Genomic DNA, 24,073 nt, shown 5'->3' on the forward strand with positions numbered 1-24,073 from the left:
CATGACCGACTCCACCCCCGCGCGCGACACGCTGCGCCGATTCATCGACGCCCACTTCGACGAGCAGGTGCGCACGCTCGCCGAACTGGTGCGCTGCCCCTCCGACAATCCGCCCGGCGACTGCGCACCCCACGCCGAGCTCACCGCCCGGCTGCTCGAGGCCATGGGCTTCGAGGTCGAGCGCCATGCGGTGCCCGCCGAGTTCGCGGCCGCGAACGGCATGCGCAGCGTGACCAACCTCATCGTGCGCGAGCGCTTCGGCGATGGCCCGGTGGTGGCGCTCAACGCGCACGGCGACGTGGTGCCGCCCGGCGCCGGCTGGAGCGTCGACCCCTACGGCGGCGAGGTGCGCGACGGCTGGCTGTATGGCCGTGGCGCCGCGGTGTCGAAGTCGGACTTCACCACCTACGCCTTCGCGATGCGCGCGCTCAAGCACCTGGCGGCCTCGGGCACGCGGCTGGCCGGAGCGGTCGAGCTGCACCTGACCTACGACGAGGAAACCGGCGGCGTCACCGGCCCCGGCTGGATCCTGTCGAAGGGCCTGAGCCGGCCCGACTTCGTGCTGTCCGCGGCCTTCTCGCACCACGTCGTGGTGGCGCACAACGGCTGCCTGCACCTGGAGGTGGTCGTGCGCGGCACCTCGGCGCATGCCGCCCGGCCCGACACCGGCCACGACGCCATCGAGGCCGCGGCCACCCTGCTGCCCGCGCTGTACCGCTACCGCGACAGCCTGGCCGACCGCCCGTCGCTCACGCCCGGCATCACCCACCCCACGATGGTGGTGGGGCTGATCGGCGGCGGCATCAACACCAACGTGGTGGCCGACGCACTGAGCCTGCGCATCGACCGGCGCATCGTGCCCGAGGAATCGCCCGAGGCGGTCGAGGCCGAGTTGCGCGAGGTGATCGAGGCGGCCTGCCGCCCGCTGCCCGGCATCTCGGTGGAAATCCGCCGGATCCTGCTGGCCCGCCCCTTCGCGCCGGCGCCCGGTGCCGACGAACTGGCCGCGCTGGTGTGCCGCGAGGCCAGCGAGGTCATGGGCAAGCCGGTCACGCCGATCGGCGTGCCGCTCTATACCGACGCACGCCTGTACAGCGAAGCCGGCATTCCCACCGTGATGTACGGCGCCGGTCCCGAATCGCTGCTCGAGGCCAACGGCCACCGCGCCGACGAGCGCGTGCCGCTGGACGAGCTGCGCAAGGCCACGCAGGTGGTCGCCAACACCCTTCACGAACTCCTGACACGCTGAACGCCAGCAGAGCGACCCATGATCAAAATCAGCCATGTGAACAAGAGCTACGGTGCCTTCCAGGTGCTGACCGACTGCAGCACCGAGATCCGCAAGGGCGAGGTCGTGGTGGTCTGCGGCCCCTCGGGCTCGGGCAAGTCCACGCTCATCAAGTGCGTCAACGCGCTGGAGCCGTTCCAGCAGGGCCGCATCACCGTCGACGGCGTGTCCGTGGGCGACCCGAAGACCGACCTGAACAGGCTGCGCGCGCGCGTCGGCATGGTGTTCCAGCACTTCGAGCTGTTTCCGCACCTGTCGATCGAGGAGAACCTGTCGATCGCGCAGGTCAAGGTGCTCAAGCGCCCGGCTTCCGAAGCCCGCAGCACCGCGATGGCGCTGCTGCAGCGCGTGGGCATGCGCGCGCATGCCCACAAGTTCCCCAGCCAGCTGTCGGGCGGCCAGCAGCAGCGCGTGGCCATCGCGCGTGCGCTCGCCATGAACCCGGTGGCGATGCTGTTCGACGAGCCGACCTCGGCGCTCGACCCCGAGATGGTCAACGAAGTGCTCGACGTGATGGTCGAGCTCGCGCGCGAAGGCATGACCATGATGTGCGTCACCCACGAGATGGGATTCGCGCGCAAGGTGGCCAACCGGGTGATCTTCATGGACCAGGGCCGCATCGTCGAGGACTGCCCGAAGGAAGAATTCTTCGGCAATCCGCAGGGGCGCTCGGACCGCGCGCAGCAGTTCCTGTCGAAGATCCTGCAGCACTGAAGGCGCTGCCGCGGCCGGGTTCGGGGCGGCCTTCTAAAATCGGGGCATTCCCCCTGCAGATTGCCCACCTTGTCTTTTCTCGCCGAAACCCGCCGCCGTCGCACCTTCGCGATCATTTCCCACCCCGACGCCGGCAAGACCACGCTGACCGAGAAGCTGCTGCTTTTCTCCGGCGCGATCCAGATCGCCGGCTCGGTGAAGGCACGCAAGGCCTCGCGGCATGCCACCTCCGACTGGATGGAAATCGAGAAGCAGCGCGGCATCTCGGTGGCGTCGTCGGTCATGCAGATGCTGTACCGCGACCACGTGATCAACCTGCTCGACACGCCCGGCCACAAGGACTTCTCCGAAGACACCTACCGTGTGCTCACCGCCGTCGACTCGGCCCTCATGGTGATCGACGCGGCCAACGGCGTGGAAGCCCAGACGCGCCGCCTCATCGAGGTCTGCCGACAGCGCGACACGCCCATCATCACCTTCGTCAACAAGATGGACCGCGAAGTGCGCGAGCCTCTCGACATCCTCGACGAAGTGGAGCGCGAGCTCGGCATGCCCTGCGTGCCCATGACCTGGCCCGTGGGCCAGGGCAAGACCTTCCGGGGCATCATGAACCTGCGCACGCAGGCCATGACGGTGTTCGAGTCGGGCAGCGAGCGGCTGCCGCAGGACTTCGAGACCATTCCGCTTTCCGAGCGCGAGACCCTGGTCAAGCGCTTCGGCGCCGACTTCGAGACCGCGATGGAAAGCATGGAACTCGCCACCGGCGCCTCGCCCACCTGGGACCGAGAAGCCTTCCTGGCCGGCAAGCAGACGCCCGTGTTCTTCGGCTCCGGCGTGAACAACTTCGGCGTGATGGAAGTGCTCGACGCGCTGGTCGACCTGGCGCCCTCGCCGCAGTCGCGCACCAGCACCACCATGGTCAACCGCCAGCCGGTGGTGAAGGAGATCCAGCCCGAGGACAAGGACTTCGCGGGCGTGGTCTTCAAGGTGCAGGCCAACATGGACGCCAACCACCGCGACCGCATCGCGTTCGTGCGCATGGCCTCGGGCAAGTACACGCCGGGCATGAAGCTCAAGGTGCAGCGCACCGCGAAGGAGCTGCGCCCGACCAGCGTCGTGACCTTCATGAGCCAGCGCCGCGAGGCGGTCGAGGAAGCCTACGCGGGCGACATCGTCGGCTTCACCACGCACGGCGGCGTGCAGCTCGGCGACACCATCACCGACGGCGCGAGCCTGCAGTTCACCGGCCTGCCCTTCTTCGCGCCCGAACTCTTCATGACTGTCATCCTGAAGAACCCGCTGCGCACCAAGCAGCTGCAGCAGGGCCTCGCCCAACTCGGCGAGGAGGGCGCGATCCAGGTGTTCCGCCCCGAAGTCGGTGGGCCGATGCTGCTGGGCGCGGTCGGCCAGTTGCAGTTCGAAGTGGTGCAGCACCGCCTGAAGGCCGAGTACGACGCCGACGTGCGCCTCGAAGGCTGCCAGTACACCGGCGCGCGCTGGATCACCGCCGACACCCCGGCCGAGCTGCGCGAGTTCGTCAATGCCTACCCGGTGCGCATGGCCAAGGACGCGGCCGACACGCTGGCCTTCCTGTGCACGTCGCCGTACGACGTGCGGCTGGCGCAGGAGCGTTTTCCGAAGATCCACTTCCATCCGCTGCGCGAGCACGCGGGGCTGGCGCTGCAGAGCGCGGGCTGAGCACTGATGGAAACCTACATCCAGGTCGCCGGCCAGGGCGACCTGATCGAAACAGTGGTCGAGCAGCGAGCCACGCTGACGATCACCGTCAAGGCATCGAAGACCGAAGTGGCGCTGGTGGAAGCGACCAGCCTGCGCAACGACGCGATCCGCACGCTGAGGGAGTCCGGGCTCACGCACGACGAGATCTCCGAAGGCGGGCGCGATGCCTGGCAGCCCTGGTACATGAAACGGAGCGTCGGCCAGGAAGTCGCGCACCGCGTGCTGATCGCATGCCGGGACGTGCGGCGCCTCTATCGGGCGCTCGATGCGCTGGAACCGCTGTTCACGAACGCGCGCTACACGATGAGCGTCGAGATGCAGCAGCCGCGCTTCGAGGCGCCGGAAGGCGCCGAGGCCGCGGCACGCACCGCGGCCATCCGACAGGCACGCGGCAAGGCCCTGGTCCTGGCGGAAGAAGCCGGCGTCACGCTGGGCGCGATTGCGCAGGTCGAGGAGCTGGGCTCGCAGGCGCAAGGCTCAGGCGCCTATGGCGACCATTCATGGGCAGCGGCCGGTGGCGCCGCCGCATCGATGGGCGGCGACGACAACTTCGAGGAACTGGGCGGCGCCAGGCGCACGCGCACGTTGCGTTACCGCGTGCGGTTCCTGATCGGCTGAGCGCCTGGCTCAGCTTCCCGTGGACGCATAGCGGCGCAACCCGAAGCGCCAGGCCCCGAACGCCGCCGCGAGGAACACGAAGCCCGCGAGCGGCGACACCCAGCCGGTCCACGCCGGCGCGCCCAGCGGATCGGGCTTCCCCAGGATCGCCAGCACCGGGTAATACGCCACGCAGGCCAGCGGCACGATGAAGGTCAGCACCCGGCGAAACCACCGCGCATACAACGCCAGCGGGTACTGCGCCGCCTGCACGCCGCCGTAGGTCAGCACGTTGGCGATCTCCAGGCTTTCCACCGTCCAGAACGACAGCGTGCCCTGCAGCACGAGGATGCCGAGGAACAGCGCCACGCCGCCCGCCAACGCGAACAGCGCGATGACCATGGCTTCGGGCGTCCACGCCACGCCGGCATGCACCGTGCCGAACACCAGCACCGCCACGCCCTGCAGCAGCCGGCCTGCGCGGCTGATGCGGAAGTCGTTGCCCATGAGCTGCAGCGCCAGCGGACGCGGGCGCAGCAACAAGCGGTCGAAGGCGCCGGTGCGAAGGAACTCGGTGCCGAGCACGTCGAAGCCGCGTCCCATCGCATCGGCAATGGCGAACATGCAGTTCACCAGGCCGTAGAACACGGCCACCTCGCCGAGCGTCCAGCCCTGCACCTCGCCGAAACGGTGGAACAGCGCCCACACGGCGACCACCTCGATGCCGGTCCCCAGGAACTGCCCCAGCGTCAGCATCAGCGCCGACGCGGGATAACGTGCCTGCGCGCCGAGGGAGGCGCGCACGAGCCTGAAGAAAAGAGGAAGGGTGCCCATTCAGTGCTTTCGCTGCGCCTTGCGCGCCTGCACGAGAACCAGACACCAGCCACGGGCGACATGCCTTCGCGAATGACTGCCGATGGCGAGAACGCAGCCCTGCCAGGAGCGCACTGCGCACACACCATGACGACGAACGCGACGCTTCAACCTAGCCTCCCTGGACCTGAAGGCTGCGCATGGTCCGCTGCATGGCGAAGCGACCCGCGGTGACGCACACGACGATCCAGACGCACTGCAGCGCCAGGCCGCCCAGCGCGTTCCAGCCGGCGAGCTGCCCGAAATACAACCGCGCCGGAATGTCCATCAGCCCGGCCAGCGGCTGCACCAGCAGCGCGCCCTGCCAGGCATCCGGCAGCAGCGCAAGCGGCAGCACGTTGCCCGAGAAAACGATGACCACGGGCGTCGCCACCGCGTTGATGCCGCGCTCGTTGAGTGCAGCCGTCATCGCCACATTGAGCAGCATCACCATGGCCGTCGAGAGCAGCAGCGCGAGCACGACGGACACCAGGAACGCGACCCCCGCGGCCACGCCCGTGGGCGGCTGCCAGGCCCATGCACCCAGCCCCGCCAGCGGCAGGGCGACGGCTGCAAACGCCGCCATCAGCGCCACGCGCGGCAGCAGGCGCGCGGCGATCCATCCGGCGCTGCGCGCGAACCACAGCGCATAGGCGTCCACCGGCCGCAGCCGGTCGTAGGCGACCGCGCCGGTGCGCACCGCCTGCGCCACTTCGGGATCGCCCAGCCACGGCAGCAGCACGAGCAGCCCCTGCGCGAGCCAGGTGTAGGTGATGGCCTGTTCGAGCGACATCGGCGAACTCGCGCCCGCGATGGCCGTCCCGCCATAGAAGGCCGCGAACACCATCACCTTGATGCCGCCCCACCAGCACTGCGTGGCGAAGCCCGCGAGCGCGGCGGTGCGGTACTGCAGCATCTGCAGGAAGCGCGACGCGAAGGCCGCGACATAGGGGCGCGCAAGCTCGCGCACGGCGCTCACGCTTCGGCCGCCCCGTGCATGGCGTAGAAACGCGCGATGACCGCCTCGATCGCCAGGCCTTCGAGGCGGATGTCTTCCACCGCATGCGCGCCCGCGATGCGCGCAATCAGCGCGGGGGCCGTGGTCACCGACGGGTCGAAGTCGAGCACCAGCGTCTGGCCGTCGCGCGAGTGCACCTTGGCGCCGTCGACCTGCGCGGGCAGTTCGGCGTCCTGCGCGAAGTCGACCACGAGGCGCCGCTCGGCCATCACCTGCGCGCGCAGCGCCTCGACAGGACTGTCGGCCAGCACGCGGCCGTGGCCGATGATGATCACGCGCCGAGCCAGCGCTTCGATGTCGTGCATGTCGTGCGTGGTCAGCAGCACGGTCGTGCCGCGCTCGCGGTTGGCGCGGCGCACGAAGTCGCGCACGGCCAGCTTCGAAGGCGCATCGAGGCCGATGGTCGGCTCGTCGAGGAACAGGATGTCGGGCTCGTGCAGCAGCGCGGCGGCGATCTCCGCGCGCATGCGCTGGCCCAGCGACAGCTGGCGCACCGGCTGGTCGAGCACGCGCTCGAGGTTCAGCAGCGCGACCAGTTCATCGCGCGTGCGCCGGTAGCGCGCGGCGTCGACGCGGTAGATGTCCCGCAGCAGGTCGAAGCCGTCGCCCACCGGCAGGTCCCACCACAACTGCGTGCGCTGGCCGAAGACCACGCCGATGCGCGCCACGTGGCGCTCGCGGTCGACGAAAGGGTCGCGCCCGTCGACCGTCACGCGCCCGCCGTCGGGCCGCAGGATGCCCGCGAGGATCTTGATGGTGGTCGACTTGCCCGCGCCGTTCGGCCCGATGAAGCCGAGCAGCTCGCCGCGCTCGAGCGAGAAGCTCACGCCCGACAGCGCCTCCACCGTGCGGTGCCGGCGCTGCACGAGCCCGCGCAGCGCGCCCATCACGCCGGGGTCGCGCTCGGAGATGCGGTAGGTCTTGAGGAGTCGGTCGACGGCGATGTGAGGCATGAGGTGCGCCGCAGCGGCCTCGATGGCGCGGCGGGGGCGGGATGCTACACGAAAGCGCCGGTAGGATCGCCGCTCCCGTCACGATTCCTCTCATGCCTTCGATGTCCGCCCTGCCCGCCCCCCTCACCATCTGTTGCCGCTGAGCCGGTGGGACGCAGCCGCGCGCGCAGCGCTCGTCGGCGTGTTCACCGACATCGACGACACGCTGACGCACGAAGGCGCGATCACGCCCGATGCGTTGCTGGCGCTCGGCGCACTCAAGGCCGCGGGCCTCGCGGTGGTGGCGATCACCGGACGGCCCGTGGGATGGAGCATGCCTTTTGCGGGCACATGGCCGGTCGACGCGATCGTGGCGGAAAACGGCGCGGTGGCGCTGTTGCCCGCAGCCAACAAGAAAATCGAAAAAAAATACCGGCAGGACGCCGCCACGCGCGCAGCGAACTTCGTGCGCATGCAATCCGTGCTCGCGCGCATCGAGCGCGAGATTCCTGGCGCGGCGCGCGCGACCGACTCGCCGGGCCGCGAGACCGACATCGCGATCGATCACAGCGAGTTCGTTCGGCTGGACGACGCCACCGTCGCGCGGGTGGTGGCGCTGATGCGCGGCGAGGGCATGCACGCCACGGTGAGCAGCATCCACATCAACGGCTGGTACGGCGACAACGACAAGCTCGAGGGCGCGCGCTGGATCACGCGCGAGCTGTGGGGCCGCACGCTCGACGACGAGATGGACCGCTGGGCCTACGTGGGCGACTCGACCAACGACCAGCTGATGTTCCGCAGCTTCGCGCACAGCATCGGCGTGGCGAACGTGGCGCGCTTCGTGCCGCAGCTGGAGCATCTGCCGCGCTATGTGACGCAGGCCGAGCGCGGCACCGGGTTTGCCGAGGCGGCGCGCGCGGTGCTGTCGGCACGCGAAGCACGCTGAGCGACGCGCTCGTCAGCGGCAGGAACTCCGGGCGAAAAAAAGCCCGCGCGAGGCGGGCCGGAAAAGGACCGTTGAAGGACCTTGGAGAAACAGGATGAAGCCGTGCGGCTTCAGAACGCGTGGCGGATGCCGAATTCGTAGCCGGTCGAGGTCTTCGGCTGCAGCGAGGCGCCGTTGAACGCAGTGGTGTACGAGGGGCCGGCACCGACCGTGAGGCCTGCGCCGTTCTTGTTGCTCACGCGCGCGATCGTCGCGTAGAGCGCGGTGCGCTTCGACAGGTTGTGCACGTAGCCGATCGCGAACTTGTCGGCCTTCGGGTCGGCGGGGTTGACGCCGAAGAAGACGGGAGCGCGGTTGAAGTCGTACTTCACGCGCGAGTACGAGGCGCGGATCTGGCCGGGGCCGATCGGCACGGTCACGCCGATCAGGTAGCCGGTGAGGTCCACGTCGGGCACCACGGTGAAGAGGTTCAGCGGATCGCGCTGGTCCTTCGAGCGCGAGTACTCGCCGTACAGCTTGGCCACGCCGAAGTCGTAGGTCGCGCCCAGGTTGAAGGTCTTGATCTTGCCGGGGCGCGCCACGGCGGCGGCGCCGGTGCCGGTGGTGAAGCTGGTGTCGTTCTGCGCGTAGCTGGCCGCCACGTCGAGCGGGCCGGCCGCGTAGCCGAAGCGTCCGCCGATATGGCGGCCGGTGTTCGGGGTGCCGGCGGTGATGAAGTCGCCCGAGGTGCGGGTGTTCTCGTGCAGCGCGTAGGCCACGTTGCCGTAGAAGCCGCCAAGGTTGCGCGGCAGGTAGTACTGCACCATGTTGCCGGCGCGCTTGTACGTGCTGTTGCTGCCGTAGCCGGTGCCCGACACGCTGGTTTCGTTGGCGTCGATGATCAGCGAGCCGCCGATGCCGGTGTCGCCGAACGGGTCGAACTGTTCTTCGTTCAGCACCGTGGTGGTCTTGTCGCGGCCCAGGCGGATCTCGCCGAAGCTGCCTGCCAGGCTCACCGTCGAGCGGCGGGTGAAGTTGGCGACGCCGGTGGCGCCGTCGTCGTTGGTGATCGGGGCTTCGAGCCAGAAGCTGGCCGACAGGCCGCCGCCCAGGTCTTCCACGCCGCGGAAGCCGAGGCGGCTGGAACTCAGGCCCGAGTTGGCCAGTTCGGTGCGGCTGGTCTTCACGCTGTAGCCGAGGCCGAACGGGTTCGTCGACACGCTCTTGTTCGAGACGTTGCGCACCGCAGCGTCGACCACCCCGAACAGGGTCACGGTCGATTGGGCCGATGCGGCACCGCAAGCTGCGAGGGCGGCCAGAACAAGCAGGGATTTTTTCATTCGTATCACTCCAGGAAAGGGAATTGCCACGCCGGCCTGCGGCGCGACTGTCAAAGCCCGGGCCGTGTTGCCGCGGGATGCAGCCAAGTGTTCTTTCCGGTGAAGACGTACGAATTACATAGGGTTAATACCTAAACCATCGAAGGGACTTAAATTTGACCAGTTGGTATTTTTATGGCAATCCGCTTCAAGCATGTTTTGCTGACTGCTCGCTGACGGACTAAGCGTTCATCTTGCCGCCGCGCAACACCCCCACTTGGCTCCAGGTGCCGAAGGCGGCGATCGCCAGCAGCACCGCGGCATAGCCCTGCACCGTGGCGAGCAGGCCCAGGGGCGCCACCAGGAAGCCCGCCAGCATCGCGGGCAGGCTGAACGCGAGATAGCTCACCACGAAGATCGCGGCGAACAGCTCGCCGCGTTCGTGCGGCTGCGCCAGCGGCGCCAGCGTCTGCACCAGCGCGGAGAACGCGCCGCCGAAGCCCACGCCCGCCACCGCGGTGCCGACGAAGAACAGTGCAAGCGACCGTGTGGCCAGCGACGCGAGCAGCAGCACCAGTCCGGCCGCGATGCTCGCCATGCCGACGATGGCCGGCCGCGGCGCGGCAAGGCGCCCCAGCAGCGTCGGCGCGATGGCGCCCATGCCCGACAGCACGGTGACCGTGAGTCCGTTGACCACGCCGTTGTCGACGCTGAACACATGCAGCATCAGCGACGGCGCGAGCGAGAGAAACAGCCCGCCCAGCGCCCACACCACGATGAGCACCGGCAGCCCGCGCACGAACTCGCCTCGCGCCTTCGCAGGGATCGACACGCGCGGCACCAGCGAGGCGAGCGCTCCGGGGCGCGGCGTCACGGTTTCGGGCATCCAGAGCACCACCGCCGCGCCGAGCGCGAAGACCACCCCCAGCACGCCGAACACCAGCACCACCGGTTGCACCGACCACTTCACCGCCATGCCGGTGAGCAGCGCACCCACAGCCAGGCCGGCCAGCGGCGACACGCTCGTGATCAGCGCGCCCAGCCGCTTGCGCGCGGCCGGCGCGGCCTCGACCACCGCCGCGCTCAGGGCGCCGCTGGCAATGCCCGTGGCCACGCCCTGCACCACGCGCGCGACGATCAGCCCGCCGATGCCTTGTGCCAGCAGGAACAGGCCCATCGCCGCCGCCTGCAGCACCAGCGCCGCCAGCACCACCGGCCGACGGCCGATGTGGTCGGACAGCGAACCGGCCACCAGCAGCGAGACCAGCAGTGCGATCGCGTAGATGGCAAAAGCCACGGTCAGCATCGACGACGAGAAATGCCACGCGTGCTGGAACACCACGAACAGCGGTGTCGGCGCGCTGGCCGCGAAGAAGAATGCGAACAGCACCGCCGCCAGCAGCGCAAAGGCGGCGCCCTCCGGCAACCGACGTGGCTTGGCGCGCGCGGCAACAGCGGCGGCGGCGAGGTCTGGGCAGGTGGACGGCATGTCGACTCCTTAATGCAACTTTCTTTGCGTTTGCGATTCTAGGCCTGCAAAGGCACTAAAGCAAACATCCTTGCGTTAAAGTGAAAGACATGAACGACGTCACCCAGTCCCCCTCTCCTCACAAACGCCCCGGTGGCCGAAGCGCACAGGTGCAGGCGCTGGTGCGCACGGCCCTCGAGGAACTGGTGGCCGAGCAGGGCCGCGACCGGGTCACGGTACCGGCCGTGGCCGAGCGCGCCGGCGTCAGCGCCTCCAGCATCTACCGGCGCTGGGGCGACCTGCAGGGCCTGCTGGCCGAAACGGCCACCCACCGGCTCGACCCGGATCGGCCGCTGCCCGACACCGGCGACCTGCGCGCCGACCTGGAAGCCTGGGCGCGCGAACTCATCGAGCACCTGGCCAAGCCGTGCAACACCTCGCTGCTGAAAGCCGCGGCCGCGCTGGCCAACGGCACGGAGGACACCGACTGCCTGCGCAACCGCCGGCGCGAGGCGCTGATGCTGGTGGAGCAGGCGCGCGGCCGTGGCGAGCGAGCGCCACAGCCGCAGCAGGTGATCGATCACCTGATCGCGCCGATCGTGTTTCGCCTCGTGTTCGGCGGCGACCCCGTCCAGCCGGCTCTGGCGGCGCGGCTGGTGGACGAGCTGTTCGTCCTCAGTTCGTCTTGACTTCCTTCGCCAGCCCCAGCTTCTCGATCACCGCCTTCTCGCGCACCACCGTGTCCTGCGCGAACTTGGTGTAAGTCGCGGAGCTCATGTAGTTGGGCAGCATGTCGTAGCGGCCGAGCGCGGCCACGTAGCTCGGCTCTTCCATCGCCTGCTTGAAGGCGTCGTGCAGCTTCTTCACCACCTCGGGCGGCGTGCCCTTGGGTGCGCCGATGCCGAAGGGCGAGTTCTGGACCACGTCGTAGCCCAGTTCCTTCAGCGTGGGCGCGTCGGGGAACTTGGCCAGGCGCTTGTCGCCCCAGGTGTTCAGCACGCGCAGCTTGCCGGCCTCGACCTGCGGCGCGAAGCCGGTGCTGTCGGCGGCGGCCATCAGCTGGCCGCTGACCACGGCGAGCATCAGGTCGGCGCTGCCCTTGTAGGGCACGTGCTGCAGCTCGATGCCGGCCTTCTGCGCAACGATCTCGGTCGTCAGGTGCGGGCTGGTCAGCGTGCCGGTCGAGCCGTAGGTCAGCTTGCCGGGGTTGGCCTTGGCGTAGGCGACGAAGTCGGCCCAGGTCTTGAAGGGGCTGTTGGCGGGCACCACGATGCCGAAGGCATAGCCGGTGACGTTGATCACGTACGTGATGTCCTTCAGCGGGTCCCAGTTGATCTTGGTGGTGTAGCCGAGGCGGAACACACCGAGCGGAATCTGCGCCACGGTGTAGCCGTCGGGCTGCGAGGTCTGCAGCGCCTGCGCGGGCAGAGTGCCGCCGGCGCCGGGCTTGTTGTCGATGATCACTGGCTGGCCCAGGATCTTGCTCGCGTTGTCGGCGAGCTGGCGCATGGTGATGTCGGTGGGGCCGCCGGCGGGGAAAGCGATGACCAGCTTGATGGGCTTGGCCGGGAAGGCCTGGGCGAAGGCCGCCAGCGGAGAGACGAGGCCGCACGCGGCGAGCGTGGCGGCACAGAGAAAGGTGGAGCGGCGGAGCATGGCTGACTGGATCCTGACTAAAAGAAGCGCCAATTGGGCCTTGGCGGGTCGGCAAAGGCAATCGGGGCACCCCTGATTGCCCGCCTGAAACAAGGCCATTGCAGCGATCCGAGTCGCATGCGCGTCAGCTACGCCTGCGCGAAGCCTTCCAGCACGTTCACTGCGTTCACGCCCACGTCGTCGACCGCGTAGCCGCCCTCGAACACGAACACGGTCGGCAGGCCGGTGCGCGCGAGGTCTTCGCCCATGCGCAGGTAGTCGTCGCTTCCGAGCCTGAAGCCCGAGATGGGATCGCCCTCGAAGGTGTCGACGCCCAGCGAGACCACGAGCGCTCCCGCCTTCACCGCCGCGATGCGCTCGAGCGCGGTCTTGAGCGCGGCGCGCCAGGCCGCGAAGCCGGTGCCGCGCGGCAACGGCAGGTTGTGGTTGAAGCCCTCGCCGCGGCCGGCGCCGCGCTCGTCGGCATGGCCGAGGTAGTACGGGTAGTCGGTCAGCGGGTCGCCGTGCAGGCTGGCGAAGTGCACGTCGTCGCGGTCGTAGAAGATGGCCTGCGTGCCGTTGCCGTGGTGGTAGTCCACGTCGAGCACGGCCACGCGCCCGATGCCCGCGTCGCGCAGCGCCTGCGCGGCGACGGCGGCGTTGTTGAGGAAGCAGTAGCCGCCGAAGAAGTCGGGGCCGGCATGGTGGCCCGGCGGCCGCGTGAGCGCGAAGGCGGCGCGTTCGCCGCCGATAACGCGCTGCGCGGCCGTCCACGCGCACGCGGCACCGTGCCGCGACGCCGCCCAGCTGCCGGCCATCAGCGGCGTGCCGGCGTCGAACGAGAACAGCCCCATGCGCGCCGGAAAGCTTTTCGGCAGCACATCGGTGCGCATGCCGCGCGTCGGCCAGTACGAGGGCAACGCATCGCGCGTCGCGTTCGCAGGGTCCAGCGCCACCCATTCGTCCCAGGCATGCGCGATGAAGTCCAGGTAGCGCGGCGCATGCACCCTGGCCAGCAGCGCGTCGTCGAAGGCATCGGGCGCCTGCAGCGCGCCGAGCTTGCGGCGTTCCAGTTCGAGCTTCACGTGGTCGACGCGTGCCGGCACCTCGAAGCACGGCACGAGTTCGCCGCGGAACATCTCGACTTTGCCCTGGTGAAGAACGTGGCGGTCGTTGTAGATGGTGAGCATGGATCAGGAGAGGCCGGGCCGGCGCAGGTGAAGCCGCCGATCATGCCGCACGCCGCAGCACCGCGCGGCGCCTGCCCGAGGCCGTGAGGCCGAACAGGTCCTTCGGGTCGTCGAGCTCCGGCACCAGCGCGATCTGCTGGCCAATGCCGCGCTCGGTGGCGATGCGCTGGATGTAGCGCAGCGCGGTGTAGTCCTCGAGCGCGAAGCCGACCGAGTCGAACAGCGTGACCTGCCGCGGGCTCTCGCGGCCCGGCACTTCGCCCAGCAGCACGCGCCACAGCTCGTGCACGGGAAAGTCCGCGGCCGCCTGCTGGATCTCGCCTTCCACGCGGGTCTGCGGTTCGTACTCGACGAACACCTTCGCCAGCGGCAGCACATCGGGATGCAGCTCGGTCTTGCCGGGCGAGTCGCCGCCCACCGCGTTGATGTGCATGCCCGGTTCGATCATCCCGGGCGTGAGCACGGCCGCATGGCCCTGGTAGGCGGTGATGGTGGTGACGATGTCGGCGCCGCGCACGGCGTCGGCCACCGACGTCGCGCGCACGATGTCCAGCGGCGTGCAGGCCGAGAGGTGGCGCACCAGCTTGTCGGTGGCGTGCGGGTCGGTGTCGAACACGCGCACTTCCTCGATGCCGAGCAGGGCATGGAAGGCCAGGGCCTGGAACTCGCTTTGCGAGCCGTTGCCGATCAATGCGAGGCTGCGCGAATCGGGCCGTGCCAGCGCCCTGGCGGCCATGGCGGAGGTGGCGGCCGTGCGCAATGCGGTGGTGAGCGTGAGCTCCGACAGCAGCACGGGGTACCCCGTGTCCACCTCGGCCAGCACGCCGAAGGCCATGACGGTCGGCAGCCCCACCTGCGTGTTGTGCGGATGCCCGTTGACGTACTTGAATGCGTAGGCACCGTCGTCGGCCACGGGCATGAGTTCGATCACGCCCAGGTGCGAATGGCTGGCCACGCGCGCCTTCTTGTCGAACTCGCGCCATCGCAGGAAGTCGTCGCGCAGCGCGTCGGCCAGCGCGGCGAGAAACTGCGGAACCCCGGTTTCGTCCACCAGGCGAACCAGGCTGTGAACATCGATGAAGCGGGTCATGACATGGCTCCTTGCGTAGCCCCGCCGCGGCGCTTCATCCCCTCGCATGTTCACTCCACCATGGCTGATTCAGGATGCGCCTGGGCCAAGGGTCGAAATCATTGTGCGCCTGCTCGCGCTTTGTGGGAACCCTTCGAGAAACACCGAGGAACCGGCTCTGCCGGGCCGCAGGTGTTGCCCCCGGCAGGGGGAAGGAGGAGCGACACGCAGCGCCGCACAGCCCGGGGGCGAGTCCAGAAACACCGAGGAACCGGCTCTGCCGGGCCTCCGGTGTTGCCCCCGGTAGGGGGGAGGGAGAAGCGACACGAAGTGCGCGAAGCCTGGGGGCGAGCCAAGGACTACCGAGGAACCGGCTCTGCCGGGCCTCCGGTGTTGCCCCCGGTAGGGGGGAAGGAGTAGCGACACGAAGTGCGCGAATCCTGGGGGCGAGTCCAGAAACACCGAGGAACCGGCTTTGCCGGGCCTCCGGTGTTGCCCCCGGTAGGGGGAGGGAGAAGCGACACGAAGTGCGCGCATCCTGGGGGCGAGCCTACCTGGCCAGCACCGGCGCCAGCGCCACGCCCGTGTGCGTGCCCAACCGCACCACTTCCTCCGGCGGCGCCGCCGCCACGATGCGCCCGCCCGCGTTGCCGCCTTCGGGCCCGAGGTCGAGAATCCAGTCGGCCTCGGCGATCACGTCGAGGTCGTGCTCGATCACCACCACGCTGTGGCCGCCGTTCACCAGCCGGTGCAGCACGTGGATCAGCTTCTCGACGTCGGCCATGTGCAGGCCAACGGTCGGCTCGTCGAGCACGTACAGCGTGTGCGGCGCCTTCTGGCCGCGGCGGGTGACGTCGTCGCGCACCTTGCTGAGTTCGGTCACCAGCTTGATGCGCTGCGCCTCGCCGCCGGACAGCGTAGGCGACGGCTGCCCCAGCGTGAGATAGCCGAGCCCCACGTCCTTCAGCAGCTGCAGCGGGTGTGCGATGTTGGGCATGCTCGCGAAGAACTCGACGGCCTCGTCGACCTCCATCTTCAGCACGTCGCCGATGCTCTTGCCGCGCCAGCTCACGGCCAGCGTCTCGGGGTTGAAGCGCGCGCCGTGGCACACCTCGCAGGGCACCTTCACGTCGGGCAGGAAGCTCATCTCGATGGTGCGCACGCCCGCGCCCTCGCAGCCCGGACAGCGGCCTTCGCCGGTGTTGAAGCTGAAGCGCGCCGGGCCGTAGCCGCGCGCCTTGGCTTCCAGCGTGTCGGCGAAAAGTTTGCGGATGGTGTCCCAGAAGCCGATGTAGGTGGCCGGGCAGCTGCGCGGGGTCTTGCCGATCGGGGTCTGGTCGACCTCGAGCACGCGGTCGACGCTCTCGTACCCTTCGACCTTGCTGCAGCCGGCCCAGGCCGGGCGCTTGCCCGCGGCGTCGGCGTCGCGGCCGGCCTTGGTCATTCGCTGCGTCACGATGCCCTGCACGTTGGCCAGCAGCACGTCGCGCGCAAGCGTCGACTTGCCCGAGCCGCTGACGCCGGTGACCACCACGAGGCGGTGCAGCGGCAGCGTGGCGGTCACGTCCTGCAGGTTGTGCAGGTCGGCGCCGTGCACGGTGAGCCACTGCCCGCTTTCCTCGGCCTTGGGGTCGGGCGACGGAACCAGGCGGCGCGCCTGCAGCGGATGCCGGATGGCGTCGCGCAGGTAGCGGCCGGTCTGCGAATCGCCCGCGGCCTCGATGTCGGCCACCGAGCCTTCGGCCACCAGCCGGCCGCCGCGCTTGCCGGCGCTCGGTCCGATGTCGATGATGTGGTCGGCACGGCGGATGGTGTCCTCGTCGTGCTCCACCACCACCAGCGTGTTGCCCTTGTCGCCGAGCTTGTGCAGCGCATCGAGCAGGATCTGGTTGTCGCGCGCATGCAGGCCGATGGTCGGCTCGTCGAGCACGTAGCACACGCCCTGCAGGTTGCTGCCGAGCTGCGCCGCCAGGCGGATGCGCTGGGCCTCGCCGCCCGAAAGCGTGGGTGCGCCGCGATCGAGCGTGAGGTAGCCCAGGCCCACTTCCTCGAGGAACTCGAGGCGGCTCCTGATCTCCGGCACCAGGTCGCGTGCGATCTCGGCTTCGCGGCCGGACAGCGTCAGCCCGTCGAACCACTGGCGCACCTCGGTCACGCTCATGCGCGCCAGCTCGGTGATGCCGATGCCGCTCAGGCCGTCGGCCGGCGAGGCGCCGAAGCTCACGGCGCGCGCCGTTGCGTTCAGGCGCGTGCCCTGGCAGGTCGGGCATGCCACGTCGGCCAGGTCTTCCACCTCGGGCTCGGCGAAGGTCTGCTCGCGGCCCTTGTTGTCGTCGGCCAGCACGGAGTCGTCGAACACCTTGCGCTGGTCCTTGCTGAGCTTCACGCCGGTGCCCACGCAGTCGGGACACCAGCCGTGCTTGCTGTTGTAGCTGAACAGGCGCGGATCGAGCTCGGCGTAGCTGGTGCTGCACACCGGGCAGGCGCGCAAGGTGGAGAACACGTTGACGCGGCCGATGCCCACGGCGGACACGCCCGCCATCATGGCGGCGCGCAGGCCGTCGAGTTCGCTCAGCACATGCACCACGCCCTTGCCATGCTCCAGCGCCTTCGTCAGCGCCTCGCGCAGTTCGGTTTCCTTCGAGGGCAGCACGTCGAGGCTGGCCACCGGCAGTTCGATGCTGTGCTCCTTGAAGCGGTCGATGCGCGGAAAGCCGGTGGTCGGCAGGAAGTCGCCGTCGACGCGCAGGTGCGTGAAGCCGCGCGGCCGCGCCCAGTCGGCCAGCTCGGTGTACACGCCCTTGCGGTTGCTCACCAGCGGCGCGAGCAGGCCGATGTGCTGGCCCTTGAAGTTGCGCATGAGCTGCGCGGCGATGCTGTCGGGCGTCTGCGGCTGCACGGCGGCGCCGTCGTGGATGCAGTGCTGGATGCCGAGCTTCACGTACAGCAGGCGCAGGAAGTGCCATACCTCGGTGGTGGTGCCCACCGTGCTCTTGCGTCCGCCGCGCGACAGGCGCTGCTCGATGGCCACGGTCGGCGGAATGCCGTACACCGCGTCCACCTCGGGCCGGCCCGCCGGCTGCACGATGCTGCGCGCATAGGCGTTGAGCGATTCGAGATAGCGGCGCTGTCCCTCGTTGAACAGGATGTCGAAGGCGAGCGTCGACTTGCCGGAGCCGCTGACGCCTGTCACCACGCTGAACTTGCCGCGCGGAATGTCCACGCTGAGGTTCTTCAGGTTGTGCTCGCGCGCGTTGACGATCTGGACGGCCTCGCTGCCCGGTGCGTCCTTCCTGGCACTGGCGACGTAGCGGCGCGCGGCGCGCTCGGCCACCTTGTAGGCATCGGGCCCGATGGCCAGTTCGTAGTCGGCCAGCGCGGCACCGGTGAGCGAGGCGCGGTCCTCGCGCAGCTGCTCCGGCGTGCCCTCGGCCACCACCTGGCCACCGCCCTCGCCGCCTTCGGGGCCGAGGTCGATGCACCAGTCGCTCGCGCGGATCACGTCGAGGTTGTGCTCGATGACGATCAGCGAATGCCCGGCGTCGAGCAGCTTGCGCAGCGCGCGCATCAGGCGCGCGATGTCGTCGAAGTGCAGGCCGGTGGTCGGCTCGTCGAACAGGAAGAGCGTGCCCTTGCGGGCCACCGACTGCCTGCTGGCGGTGGCGTTCTTGGCCGCCTCGGCCAGGAAGCCGGCGAGCTTGAGGCGCTGCGCCTCGCCGCCGGACAGCGTGGGCACGGGCTGGCCGAGCTTCACGTAGTCGAGGCCCACGTCGGAGATGGGCTGCAGCACGCGCAGCACGTCGCGGTCGGCCTCGAACACGGCGGCCGCCTCGGCCACGGTGAGGTCGAGCACGTCGGCCACGTTGTAGCTCCGGCCCTTGCGCTCCACGCGCACTTCGAGGATCTCGGGGCGGTAGCGCTTGCCGTCGCAGTCGGGGCAGCGCAGGTACACGTCGGACAGGAACTGCATCTCGACGTGCTCGAAGCCCGAGCCGCCGCAGGTCGGGCAGCGCCCGTCGCCGGAGTTGAAGCTGAACTTGCTCGCGGTGTAGCCGCGCTGGCGCGAGAGCGCCGCGGTGGCGAAGATCTCGCGGATCGCGTCCCACGCGCCCACGTAGCTCGCGGGGTTGGACCGCGCGGTCTTGCCGATGGGCGACTGGTCGACGAAGACCACGTCGCCCAGGTGATCGGCGCCCAGCAGGCGGTCGTGCGCGCCCGGCGTTTCGGTCGCCTTGCCGAAGTGGCGCATGAGCGCGGGCGCCAGCACGTCCTGGATCAGCGTCGACTTGCCCGAGCCGCTCACGCCGGTGACGCACACCAGCCGCGCGAGCGGGAATTCGACGGTCACGTTCTGCAGGTTGTGCTCGCGCGCGCCTTCGAGGATGAGCCGGTGCGTGTTCTCGCTCACGAGCCGCTTGAAGCCCATGCCGATCTTCTTGCGGCCACCGAGGTACTGGCCGGTGAGCGTGTCGGCGTCGCGCAATTGATCCGTCGTGCCGTCGAACACGATCTGCCCGCCGCGGATGCCGGGGCCGGGGCCCATGTCGATCACGCGGTCGGCCGCGAGCATCACGGCCGGGTCGTGCTCGACCACCACCAGCGTGTTGCCCGCATCGCGCAGGCGCAGCATGGCCTCGGTGATGCGGTTCATGTCGCGCGGATGCAGGCCGATGCTGGGCTCGTCGAGCACGAAGAGCGTGTTGACCAGCGAGGTGCCCAGCGCGGTCGTGAGGTTGATGCGCTGCACCTCGCCGCCCGAGAGCGTGCGGCTCTGGCGGTCGAGCGTGAGGTAGCCGATGCCGACGTCGTGCAGGTAGCGCAGGCGGGTGGTGATTTCCTCGAACAGGAGCTTGAGGGCCTGGGTTTCGCCTTCGCTCACCGTCTGGCCGTTGCCGTGGTGCTCGACGCGGTCGAACAGCCGGCGCAGCCGCTCGATGGGCAGCAGCATGAGGTCGTGCAGGCACAGGCCGGGCAGCGCCTCGAGCTGCGCGCGCGTCCACTTCACGCCGTGGGGCATGAAGCGCTTCTCGGGCGGCAGCACCGCGTCGGCGTCTTCTTTGCTGCCGATGCGCCACAGCAGGCTCTCGAGCTTCAGCCGCGCGCCGCTGCAGGTCGGGCACGGCGTGTAGCTGCGGTACTTCGACAGGAGCACACGGATGTGCATCTTGTACGCCTTGCTCTCCAGGTAGCCGAAGAAGCGGCGCACGCCGTACCACTGCTTGTTCCAGTTGCCTTCCTTGTAGTTGGGCGTGCCCTCGATCACCCAGTGCTTCTGCTCGTCGGTGAGCTTGTTCCAGGGCGTGTCGCGCGGAATGCCCGCGGCCTCGGCGTGGCGCATGAGGTCGTCCTGCGCTTCCTTCCAGGCCGGGGTCTGGATGGTCTTGATGGCGCCCGCGCGCAGCGTGAGCTTGTCGTTCGGGATCACGAGGCCGAGGTCGACGCCGATCACGCGGCCGAAGCCGCGGCAGGTGTCGCAGGCGCCGACGGCCGAGTTGAACGAGAACATCGACGGGATCGGGTCTGCATAGCGGATGTCGCTCTCGGGGCAATGCAGCCCCGTGGAGAACTTCCAGACATCGGCCACGGCGGACGTCGCCCCCACGCTCCCCACTTCGTGTGGTTCGCTGCCCCCCGAGGGGGCTGGCCCGCCTTGGGGCGGCCCGGCGGCGGGCCCCTCCGCCCCCGTCGCATGCACGGTCACGCGGCCGCTGCCGCGCTTGAGCGCCACCTCGATGGCCTCGACCACGCGCGCGCGCTCGGCGCTCGATGCACGGAAACGGTCGGCCACCACGTCGAGCACCTTTCGCGGACCGGTGGGCGTGGCCACCTCGCGCTCGGCCTGCACGCGCGTGAAGCCGCTGGCCGACAGCCATTGCGTGACTTCGTCGGCCGTGGTGCTCGCGGGCAGTTCGACCGGGAAGGTGACCACCAGCCGCGGATCGCCGGCAGCCGCCGCGCGTTCGACGATCTGCGCATAGATGCTGTCGGGCGAGTCGTGCCGCACCGGCAGCGCGGTCTCGCGGTCGAACAGGTTGGCCGCGCGCGCGAAGAGCAGCTTCAGGTGGTCGTTCAGCTCGGTCATGGTGCCGACCGTGGAGCGCGACGAGCGCACCGGGTTGGTCTGGTCGATGGCTATGGCGGGCGGCACGCCCTCCACCTTGTCGACGGCCGGCTTGTCCATGCGGTCCAGGAACTGGCGCGCATAGGCGGAAAAGGTCTCCACGTAGCGCCGCTGGCCTTCGGCGTAGAGGGTGTCGAAAACGAGACTGGACTTGCCCGAGCCGCTGGGCCCGGTGACCACGGTCATCTCGCCAGTACGGATGTCGAGGTCGAGGTTCTGGAGGTTGTGCTGGCGTGCGCCGCGAATCCGGATGGAGCCCTGTGTCATGAGTGCCTTGGGGGGTGGGGCAAACATTCTAGGGAGTGGGCCGTGACGGCTTCGTGCGTTACGTCACAAGGTCGGCCACTGCGCAGGGGTTTCTCCGAATGGCATGAATGTCACTTCTGGAAACAAATACGACGTTTGTTTGCACCAGTCACCGAACTGTCCATTCCTTGCTCCGAAAGGCTTCCATGACGAAGACGCGCGCACTTTGCGCCGCCGCCCTGCTGGCACTCAGCGCCATGGGCGCGTCGGCCCAGATCCTGATCGGCCAGACCGCCGGCATGACCGGCTCCGTGGCCGCGAGCGTGAACGAGACCATCGGCGGTGCGCAGCTGGTGATCGACGCGGCCAACGCGCAAGGCGGCATCCATGGGGAGAAGATCGAAGTGATCCGCATGGACGATGCCTTCGACGTCAAGCGCGCCGGCGAGAACGCCCGCGCGCTGATCGAGGACAAAAAGGTGCTCGCCCTGTTCATGAGCCGCGGCACGCCGCACTCGCAGGCCATCATCCCGTGGCTCGACAAGCACGACGTGGCGCTCATCGGCCCGTCGACCGGCGCGATGGTGCTGCACAAGCCGCTGCAGAAGCACGTGTTCAACGTGCGCGCCACTTACCAGCGCGAGGCCGAGAAAGCGGTGCAGCACCTGCTGACCATCGGCCTCACCCGGATCGCGGTGGTGCACGTGACCGATTCGTTCGGCGCCGACGCGCTCGAAGGCGCCATGACCGGTTTTGCCAAGGGCAAGGCCAAGCCGATCGCGACCGTCCCGGCCGACCGCGACAAGCCCGACTACAAGGTGATCGTGCCCGCCATCAAGGGCGCCGAGGCGCAGGCCGTGGTGTGGATCGGCTCGGGCGTCGCGGTGGTCGACGGCATCAAGGCGCTGCGCGCCGCGGGCTCGGCGGCGCAGGTGGTCACGCTGTCGAACAACGCCTCGTCGGGCTTCATCAAGCAGCTGGGCGATGCGAGCAAGGGCGTGATCGTGACGCAGGTGTTCCCGAGCGAACGCGCCATCGGCCAGCCGATGGTGAAGGAAGCGCTGGCGCTCGCGCAGGCCAAGGGACAGGCCGAACTCTCGCCGGCCGCGCTGGAAGGCTTCGCGTCGGCCAAGGTGCTGGTCGAGGCCTTGCGCCGTGCGGGGCCGAAGCCCACGCGCGCAAGGATGGTGGCCGCGCTCGAGTCCATCCGCGCCTACGACCTGGGCGGCGGGCTCGAGGTGAGCTATTCGCCGCAGGACCACAGCGGCATCGACTTCGCCGACCTTTCGATCATCAGCGACGGACGCTTCAAGCGCTGAGTTCTTCTTTTTTTGTTTTCTTCATCCAGCGGCCCGCCGGACTTCCGGCGGGCCGTTTGCTTTCGAGGGCCTGCTGGAGCCCTGGAAACCTTGGTTTGACAGGGTTTGCGCGAGCTAGCAGTCGGTGACGTTCAGCAACACATTACACACCTGTTGACATCAGCACCTGCTACCGAAAGGCCTTGCTCGATGAAGAAAACGTTGACGTCCTGCGCCGCTGCGCTCACGCTGGCCCTGGGAATGACCGCCGCGCAGGCCCAGATCCTGATCGGGCAGTCGGCCGATCTGTCGGGTCCGGTCGCGGCCAGCGTGAAGGAAACCATCGCGGGATCGCAGCTGGTGATCGATGCGGTCAACGCGCAGGGCGGCATCAACGGCGAGCAGATCGAGGTGATCCGAATGGACGACGGCCTCGACGCCAAGCGTTCGCTGGAGAACACCCGCGTGCTGATCGAGGACCGCAAGGTGGTGGCGCTGCTGCTGAACCGCGGCACGCCCAACACGCTGGCGGTGATTCCGCTGCTCGACAAGTACGGCGTGGCGCTGGTCGGGCCGTCGACCGGCGCGATGGCGCTGCACACGCCGGTGCAGAAGAACATCTTCAACGTGCGCTCGACCTACCAGCGCGAGGCCGAGAAGGCGGTCCAGCACCTGCAGACGACCGGCATCCAGCGCATCGCCGTGGTGCAAGCCGACGATTCGTTCGGCAAGGACGCGATGGAAGGCGCGAGCAAGGGCTTCGCGAAGGCGAACCTGCAACCGGCCGTGGTGGCGCTGGCCGACCGCAACAAGCCCGACTACGCGGCCATCGTGCCGCAGCTGACCAAGGCGAACGCGCAGGCGGTGCTGTGGATCGGCTCGGGCACGGCCGTCACCGACGGCATCAAGGCGCTGCGCGCCGCGGGCTCGGCGGCGCAGATCATCACGCTGTCGAACAACGCGGCCTCGGGCTTCATCAAGGAACTGGGCTCGGCGAGCGCGGGCGTGATCATCACGCAGGTGCTGCCGTATGAACGCGCGGCGGCGCACCCGCTCATCAAGGAGGCGATGACGCTGGCGAAGGCCAAGGGCCAGAACGAGCTGTCGCCCGCGCTGCTCGAAGGCTTCGTCGCCACCAAGGTGCTGGTCGAGGCGCTGCGCCGCACCGGGCCCAAGCCCACGCGCGCCAGGCTGATCGCCACGCTCAACAGCTTCCAGTACGACATGGGCGGCGGCATCGACGTGAGCTACTCGCCCACCGACCACACCGGCATCGACTACGTCGACCTGTCGATCGTGAGCGACGGGCGCTTCAGGAGGTAGCTCGCCCCCAGGCTTCGCGCACTTCGTGTCGCTGCTCCTTCCCCCTACCGGGGGCAACACCCAAGGCCCGGCGAAGCCGGTTCCTTGGTGTTCCTGGACTCGACCCTAAGGCTGCGCGGCACTTCGTGTCCGCTCCTCCTCCCCCTGCCGGGGGCAACACCGGAGGCCCGGCATGAAGCCCGGGTTACTTCGGCGCTGCGGCGGGTGCCGGCTCGTGCGTGGTGGTGTCGCCACCATGCTTCTCGCCGGACATGTCGACCTTGTCACCGGCCTTCGAGATCACGTACAGGGCAATGGCGGCGAAGATGACGAAGCCGACGACGATTTTCCACATG

At 69.0% G+C, this 24,073-nt stretch carries 18 protein-coding genes; 8 read left to right on the forward strand and 10 right to left on the reverse strand.

The genetic code is table 11. From position 1 onward, the window contains the following. Position 1: 1 nt before the first annotated feature. The 4 genes from AACL56_RS25430 to AACL56_RS25445 all read left to right on the forward strand — a co-directional run bounded on the left by AACL56_RS25430 (position 2) and on the right by AACL56_RS25445 (position 4,360). Entirely contained in the window at positions 2 to 1,249 is a 1,248-nt protein-coding gene (locus AACL56_RS25430; RefSeq protein ID WP_339092567.1) for a M20/M25/M40 family metallo-hydrolase, read from the forward strand. Positions 1,250 to 1,267: 18 nt separating this feature from the next. After that, entirely contained in the window at positions 1,268 to 2,002 is a 735-nt protein-coding gene (locus tag AACL56_RS25435) for an amino acid ABC transporter ATP-binding protein (protein ID WP_339092568.1), read from the forward strand. 69 nt (positions 2,003 to 2,071) lie between these two features. Continuing rightward, a complete protein-coding gene (locus AACL56_RS25440; protein WP_339092569.1) occupies positions 2,072 to 3,700 on the forward strand; it encodes a peptide chain release factor 3 in 1,629 nt (542 codons plus the stop codon). A 6-nt stretch (positions 3,701 to 3,706) separates the two neighbouring features. After that, positions 3,707 to 4,360 (forward strand): SIMPL domain-containing protein, encoded by a 654-nt coding sequence (locus AACL56_RS25445; protein WP_339092570.1) that lies wholly within the window; start codon positions 3,707 to 3,709, stop codon positions 4,358 to 4,360. Between the two features lie 9 nt (positions 4,361 to 4,369). Here the strand turns inward: AACL56_RS25445 and AACL56_RS25450 are convergent, their stop codons facing one another. The 3 genes from AACL56_RS25450 to AACL56_RS25460 all read right to left on the reverse strand — a co-directional run bounded on the left by AACL56_RS25450 (position 4,370) and on the right by AACL56_RS25460 (position 7,162). Further along, on the reverse strand, positions 4,370 to 5,173 hold the full coding sequence (locus AACL56_RS25450; RefSeq protein WP_339092571.1) for an ABC transporter permease: 804 nt from the start codon (positions 5,171 to 5,173) through the stop codon (positions 4,370 to 4,372). A gap of 151 nt (positions 5,174 to 5,324) precedes the next feature. Next, on the reverse strand, positions 5,325 to 6,107 hold the full coding sequence (locus AACL56_RS25455) for an ABC transporter permease (protein ID WP_339092945.1): 783 nt from the start codon (positions 6,105 to 6,107) through the stop codon (positions 5,325 to 5,327). 59 nt (positions 6,108 to 6,166) lie between these two features. Further along, positions 6,167 to 7,162, reverse strand: coding sequence for an ABC transporter ATP-binding protein (locus AACL56_RS25460; protein WP_339092572.1), 996 nt, complete (start codon positions 7,160 to 7,162; stop codon positions 6,167 to 6,169). 130 nt (positions 7,163 to 7,292) lie between these two features. Here AACL56_RS25460 and AACL56_RS25465 point away from each other — a divergent pair, with 130 nt between their 5' ends. Further along, positions 7,293 to 8,090: an HAD-IIB family hydrolase gene (locus AACL56_RS25465; protein ID WP_339092946.1), complete on the forward strand. Its 798-nt coding sequence runs from the start codon at positions 7,293 to 7,295 to the stop codon at positions 8,088 to 8,090. A 110-nt stretch (positions 8,091 to 8,200) separates the two neighbouring features. Here AACL56_RS25465 and AACL56_RS25470 read toward each other — a convergent pair whose 3' ends face one another. Continuing rightward, entirely contained in the window at positions 8,201 to 9,409 is a 1,209-nt protein-coding gene (locus AACL56_RS25470) for a porin (protein WP_339092573.1), read from the reverse strand. Positions 9,410 to 9,629: 220 nt separating this feature from the next. Then, positions 9,630 to 10,877 (reverse strand): MFS transporter, encoded by a 1,248-nt coding sequence (locus tag AACL56_RS25475; protein WP_339092574.1) that lies wholly within the window; start codon positions 10,875 to 10,877, stop codon positions 9,630 to 9,632. A gap of 89 nt (positions 10,878 to 10,966) precedes the next feature. Here AACL56_RS25475 and AACL56_RS25480 point away from each other — a divergent pair, with 89 nt between their 5' ends. Continuing rightward, positions 10,967 to 11,545 (forward strand): TetR/AcrR family transcriptional regulator, encoded by a 579-nt coding sequence (locus AACL56_RS25480; RefSeq protein ID WP_339092575.1) that lies wholly within the window; start codon positions 10,967 to 10,969, stop codon positions 11,543 to 11,545. On the opposite strand, the gene AACL56_RS25485 is transcribed toward AACL56_RS25480, so the two are convergent. The 4 genes from AACL56_RS25485 to uvrA form a co-directional block, all read right to left on the reverse strand. Next, entirely contained in the window at positions 11,532 to 12,512 is a 981-nt protein-coding gene (locus tag AACL56_RS25485) for a Bug family tripartite tricarboxylate transporter substrate binding protein (protein WP_339092576.1), read from the reverse strand. The two genes, AACL56_RS25480 and AACL56_RS25485, sit on opposite strands and share 14 nt — an antisense overlap. A gap of 128 nt (positions 12,513 to 12,640) precedes the next feature. Then, complete coding sequence (locus AACL56_RS25490; protein WP_339092577.1) at positions 12,641 to 13,681, reverse strand: histone deacetylase family protein; 1,041 nt, start codon at positions 13,679 to 13,681, stop codon at positions 12,641 to 12,643. Between the two features lie 40 nt (positions 13,682 to 13,721). After that, positions 13,722 to 14,771, reverse strand: coding sequence for an ornithine cyclodeaminase (locus AACL56_RS25495; RefSeq protein ID WP_339092578.1), 1,050 nt, complete (start codon positions 14,769 to 14,771; stop codon positions 13,722 to 13,724). A 529-nt stretch (positions 14,772 to 15,300) separates the two neighbouring features. Continuing rightward, a complete protein-coding gene (gene uvrA / locus AACL56_RS25500) occupies positions 15,301 to 21,138 on the reverse strand; it encodes an excinuclease ABC subunit UvrA (RefSeq protein ID WP_339092947.1) in 5,838 nt (1,945 codons plus the stop codon). 185 nt (positions 21,139 to 21,323) lie between these two features. On the opposite strand from uvrA, the gene AACL56_RS25505 reads away from it, so the two are divergent. Next, positions 21,324 to 22,436, forward strand: a complete 1,113-nt coding sequence (locus tag AACL56_RS25505) for an ABC transporter substrate-binding protein (RefSeq protein ID WP_339092579.1) — start codon at positions 21,324 to 21,326, stop codon at positions 22,434 to 22,436. 189 nt (positions 22,437 to 22,625) lie between these two features. Beyond that, entirely contained in the window at positions 22,626 to 23,738 is a 1,113-nt protein-coding gene (locus tag AACL56_RS25510) for an ABC transporter substrate-binding protein (protein ID WP_339092580.1), read from the forward strand. Positions 23,739 to 23,922: 184 nt separating this feature from the next. On the opposite strand, the gene AACL56_RS25515 is transcribed toward AACL56_RS25510, so the two are convergent. Beyond that, positions 23,923 to 24,072, reverse strand: a complete 150-nt coding sequence (locus AACL56_RS25515) for a hypothetical protein (protein ID WP_164546835.1) — start codon at positions 24,070 to 24,072, stop codon at positions 23,923 to 23,925. Position 24,073: the final 1 nt, after the last annotated feature.

This window comes from Variovorax paradoxus, from assembly GCF_902712855.1.
Classification (GTDB): Bacteria; Pseudomonadota; Gammaproteobacteria; order Burkholderiales; family Burkholderiaceae_C; genus Variovorax; species Variovorax paradoxus_Q.

What these genes read in the sequence shown, in the direction of transcription:
- AACL56_RS25455 (WP_339092945.1), bottom strand. Translation starts at nt 6,107, where the DNA reads ATGCTGCAGTACCGCACCGCCGCGCTCGCGGGCTTCGCCACGCAGTGC.
- AACL56_RS25430 (WP_339092567.1), top strand. Translation starts at nt 2, where the DNA reads ATGACCGACTCCACCCCCGCGCGCGACACGCTGCGCCGATTCATCGAC.
- AACL56_RS25490 (WP_339092577.1), bottom strand. Translation starts at nt 13,681, where the DNA reads ATGCTCACCATCTACAACGACCGCCACGTTCTTCACCAGGGCAAAGTC.
- AACL56_RS25495 (WP_339092578.1), bottom strand. Translation starts at nt 14,771, where the DNA reads ATGACCCGCTTCATCGATGTTCACAGCCTGGTTCGCCTGGTGGACGAA.
- AACL56_RS25515 (WP_164546835.1), bottom strand. Translation starts at nt 24,072, where the DNA reads ATGTGGAAAATCGTCGTCGGCTTCGTCATCTTCGCCGCCATTGCCCTG.
- uvrA (WP_339092947.1), bottom strand. Translation starts at nt 21,138, where the DNA reads ATGACACAGGGCTCCATCCGGATTCGCGGCGCACGCCAGCACAACCTC.
- AACL56_RS25435 (WP_339092568.1), top strand. Translation starts at nt 1,268, where the DNA reads ATGATCAAAATCAGCCATGTGAACAAGAGCTACGGTGCCTTCCAGGTG.
- AACL56_RS25480 (WP_339092575.1), top strand. Translation starts at nt 10,967, where the DNA reads ATGAACGACGTCACCCAGTCCCCCTCTCCTCACAAACGCCCCGGTGGC.
- AACL56_RS25445 (WP_339092570.1), top strand. Translation starts at nt 3,707, where the DNA reads ATGGAAACCTACATCCAGGTCGCCGGCCAGGGCGACCTGATCGAAACA.
- AACL56_RS25505 (WP_339092579.1), top strand. Translation starts at nt 21,324, where the DNA reads ATGACGAAGACGCGCGCACTTTGCGCCGCCGCCCTGCTGGCACTCAGC.
- AACL56_RS25460 (WP_339092572.1), bottom strand. Translation starts at nt 7,162, where the DNA reads ATGCCTCACATCGCCGTCGACCGACTCCTCAAGACCTACCGCATCTCC.
- AACL56_RS25510 (WP_339092580.1), top strand. Translation starts at nt 22,626, where the DNA reads ATGAAGAAAACGTTGACGTCCTGCGCCGCTGCGCTCACGCTGGCCCTG.
- AACL56_RS25475 (WP_339092574.1), bottom strand. Translation starts at nt 10,877, where the DNA reads ATGCCGTCCACCTGCCCAGACCTCGCCGCCGCCGCTGTTGCCGCGCGC.
- AACL56_RS25485 (WP_339092576.1), bottom strand. Translation starts at nt 12,512, where the DNA reads ATGCTCCGCCGCTCCACCTTTCTCTGTGCCGCCACGCTCGCCGCGTGC.
- AACL56_RS25470 (WP_339092573.1), bottom strand. Translation starts at nt 9,409, where the DNA reads ATGAAAAAATCCCTGCTTGTTCTGGCCGCCCTCGCAGCTTGCGGTGCC.
- AACL56_RS25450 (WP_339092571.1), bottom strand. Translation starts at nt 5,173, where the DNA reads ATGGGCACCCTTCCTCTTTTCTTCAGGCTCGTGCGCGCCTCCCTCGGC.